Source organism: Frankia sp. CcWB3, from assembly GCF_977927595.1.
In genome coordinates this window covers 1-2,912 of the sequence record NZ_CDWRCK010000379.1, presented here as the reverse complement: position 1 = coordinate 2,912, position 2,912 = coordinate 1, and the positions used below count along the sequence as shown (strand labels likewise).

At 69.8% G+C, this 2,912-nt stretch carries 1 protein-coding gene; it reads right to left on the bottom strand.

Going from position 1 to position 2,912, the window contains the following annotated elements:
- Window positions 1-271 precede the first annotated feature (271 nt).
- Window positions 272-2,500 (bottom strand): NADP-dependent isocitrate dehydrogenase, encoded by a 2,229-nt coding sequence (locus tag ACY5KJ_RS19380; RefSeq protein WP_462189271.1) that lies wholly within the window; start codon window positions 2,498-2,500, stop codon window positions 272-274.
- Between the last annotated feature and the right edge of the window lie 412 nt (window positions 2,501-2,912).

Here is a 2,912-nt window from a genome sequence, read left to right as displayed (position 1 = left end):
CAGGCCCTAGGCGCCACCCATGAACCTCAGGGGACGGACATGTCAATGACGGAATAACAATCCATATGTCGGTTCATCACTGGAGCAAAGTTCCTCCGCGACAGGCGGAGGCCATTGCACTACACGGAGTCACGACACGGTCGCGGCCTGGCGGCGGACCGGCCCCGGCACCGGGGTCCGGCCCCGGGCTCCGGTGCCCTTCCCCTCATCGCGTTATCGCGTCATCGCGTGGGATCCCCCTCGTTGGCGTGGGACCCTCGCTCGGGTCTCGTCAGCCGAGGCTGGTGAGGCTGACGATGGCCTCGTTGAAGCTCTTCGACGGACGCATGACGGCCGCGGCCTTGACGGGGTCGGGCTGGTAGTACCCCCCGATGTCGGCCGGCGAGCCCTGGACCGCGATCAGTTCGTCGACGATCGCCTTCTCCTCGTCGGCGAGCGTCTTGGCGAGACCGGCGAACGCCTCCGCGAGACGGGGGTCGCCGGTCTGCGCGGCCAGCTCCTGCGCCCAGTAGAGCGCCAGGTAGAAGTGGCTGCCGCGGTTGTCGAGGCCCCCCAGCCGGCGGCTGGGCGACTTGTCCTCGTTGAGGAAGGTGGCGGTCGCGCGGTCGAGGGTGTCGGCGAGCACCTGGGCACGCGCGTTGCCCGTCGTCCGCGCGAACTGCTCGAAGCTGGCCGCGAGCGCCAGGAACTCGCCCAGGCTGTCCCAGCGCAGGTAGTTCTCCTTGAGCAGCTGCTGGACGTGCTTGGGCGCGGAGCCGCCGGCGCCGGTCTCGAACAGGTCGCCGCCGTTCATGAGCGGGACGACCGAGAGCATCTTGGCACTCGTGCCGAGCTCCAGGATCGGGAACAGGTCGGTCAGATAGTCACGCAGCACGTTGCCGGTGACCGAGATCGTGTCCTCGCCGCGGCGGATCCGCTCCAGCGAGAACGCGATCGCGTCGACCGGAGCCTTGATCTCGATCCGCAGCCCGGAGGTGTCGTGCTCGGGCAGGTACGCCCGGACCTTCTCGATCAGCCTCGCGTCGTGGGCGCGGTTCTCGTCGAGCCAGAACACCGCCGGGTCACCGGTGGCGCGGGCGCGCGTGACGGCGAGCTTCACCCAGTCCCGGATCGGCGCGTCCTTGGCCTGGCAGGCGCGGAAGATGTCGCCGGCGGCGACCGCCTGCTCCAGCACCACGGTGCCGGCCTGGTCGACGATCCGCACCGTGCCCGTGGTAGGGATCTCGAAGGTCTTGTCGTGACTGCCGTACTCCTCGGCCTTCTGCGCCATCAGGCCGACGTTGGCCACCGAGCCCATCGTCGCGGGGTCGTAGGCGCCGTGCGCCCGGCAGTCGTCGATGACGACCTGGTAGATGCCGGCGTAGCTCGAGTCGGGCAGGACCGCCAGGGTGTCCGCCTCCCGGCCGTCCGGGCCCCACATGTGGCCGGAGGTACGGATCATGGCCGGCATGGAGGCGTCGACGATGACGTCGCTGGGCACGTGCAGGTTGGTGATGCCGCGGTCGGAGTCGACCATCGCCAGGGCGGGGCCCTCGGCGAGCTCCGCGGCGAAGGAGGCCTTGATCTCCTCGCCCTCGGGCAGCGATTCCAGGCCCTTGAGGATGCCGCCGAGCCCGTCGTTCGGGGACAGACCGGCCGCGGCGAGCGTCGCGCCGTGGGTGACGAACGTCTTCGGGAAGAAGGCCCGTACCACGTGGCCGAAGACGATCGGGTCGGAGACCTTCATCATCGTGGCCTTCAGGTGCACCGAGAACAGCACGCCCTCGGCCTTGGCCCGGGCGATCTGCGCGGTGAGGAACTCGCGCAGCGCGGCCACCCGCAGGACGGCCGCGTCCACGACCTCGCCCACCAGCACCGGCAGGGACGGGAGCAGGACGGTGGTGCTGCCGTCGTCACCCGCGAGCTCGATGCGCAGCGTGCCGGCCTCGGCGATGATCGTGGACTTCTCGGTGGAGCGGAAGTCGTCGGCGCTCATCGTGGCGACGTTCGTCTTCGAGTCGGGTGCCCACGCGCCCATCCGGTGCGGGTGGGTCCGGGCGTAGTTCTTCACCGAGGCCGGGGCGCGGCGGTCGGAGTTGCCCTCGCGCAGCACCGGGTTGACGGCGCTGCCCTTCACCTTGTCGTAACGGGCGCGGATCTCCCGCTCCTCGTCGGTCTTCGGGTCGTCCGGGTAGTCCGGCAGCGCGTAGCCCTGCTGCTGCAGCTCGACGATCGCCGCCTTCAGCTGCGGAATCGAAGCCGAGATGTTCGGCAGCTTGATGATGTTCGCCTCGGGCGTCCTGGCCAGCTCACCGAGCTCGGCGAGCGCGTCCTCGACGCGCTGGGCCTCCTCGAGATCCTCGGGGAAACTGGCGATGATCCGCCCCGCCAGGGAGATGTCGCGGCTGTCGACACTGACCCCGGCCGTCGCGGCGTACGCCTGGACCACGGGCAGGAACGAGTACGTCGCCAGGGCCGGAGCCTCGTCAGTGTGTGTATAGATGATGGTCGAGTCAGTCACCGATACTCCGCTTCGCGTCTGTTTCATCTGGGTATCAAGGTATGCCCTGAGCGCCCGCTCCACCGGGGTCCTCGCCGGGCCGGGGCTGTCGGCAGCGGCACCCCACCGACCAGCATGATCGTTATATCGGCTCTCCCCGCGCGCGGGGCTCGGTGACGCTCCGGACAACCCGGGCACGCGGTCGCCGGCCGGTCCCGGACGGCCCGGCTCGCCGGCCATGGAGCCAACCTCGGGGCCAACCTCTCCAAACGCAACGCGACCATCTCCTCCGGACTCGCCGCGGTGGGGGCCGATGTAGCTTATTTCCTCGGCGACCGCGGCCGCCACATCCGGATCAGCCGCCGGCAACCGGGTGCGGGTGGGACGGCGCCGGGCAGGTGTTGGGAAAGTGTCGGGCAGGTGCTAGGGCCTG